Origin of the sequence: Testudinibacter sp. 'clade 2', assembly GCF_006227735.1 — a bacterium.
In the GTDB taxonomy this organism is placed as follows: domain Bacteria; phylum Pseudomonadota; class Gammaproteobacteria; order Enterobacterales; family Pasteurellaceae; genus Chelonobacter.
Window position 1 is genome coordinate 1 of sequence record NZ_VDHB01000181.1, and the last position, 708, is coordinate 708.

Sequence of the window (708 nt, forward strand, 5' to 3'; positions counted from 1 at the left end):
ACGACTGGGAAAGCTTGCGCCAAGAAATCAAAGAGTCCGGCTTGCGCAACTCTACCCTGACCGCACTGATGCCATCGGAAACTTCGTCGCAGATTTCTAATGCCACCAACGGCATCGAGCCACCGCGCGGTCATGTCAGTATCAAAGCGTCCAAAGACGGAATCTTGCGCCAGGTAGTGCCGGATTATGAAAACTTAAGTGAAAATTACGAATTATTGTGGGATATTCCAAGCAATGACGGTTATTTGCAATTAGTCGGTATTATGCAGAAATTTGTCGATCAAGCGATTTCAGCCAACACCAACTACGACCCGAAACGCTTTGAAGACGGAAAAGTGCCGATGAAACGTTTGTTGGGCGATTTATTGACGGCATATAAATACGGATTAAAAACCCTGTATTATCAAAACACGCGCGACGGTGCTGACGACAATCAAGATGATATTGACGACAGCTGCTCCGGCGGTGCGTGTAAAATTTAATTCAGCTAATAATCCTTTTAGTATAATTTAATCAATAGAGGTCAACATGGCATATACCACGTTTTCGCAAACTAAAAATGATCAACTGAAAGAACCGATGTTTTTCGGTCAAAACGTGAACGTAGCACGCTACGATCAACAAAAATATGAAACGTTTGAAAAACTGATTGAAAAACAACTGTCGTTTTTCTGGCGACCGGAAGAGATCGACGTATCGCAAGACCGT

Annotated in this window: 1 protein-coding gene and 1 pseudogene; both read left to right on the plus strand. The window is 43.4% G+C overall.

The window, feature by feature from the left end:
• Positions 1-482: ribonucleotide reductase barrel domain-containing protein (locus tag FHQ30_RS12155; RefSeq protein ID WP_500692267.1), on the plus strand; the 482-nt coding region annotated here is incomplete at its 5' end.
• A gap of 46 nt (positions 483-528) precedes the next feature.
• A pseudogene (locus FHQ30_RS12160) lies at positions 529-708 on the plus strand (class Ia ribonucleoside-diphosphate reductase subunit beta); the annotation flags it as partial.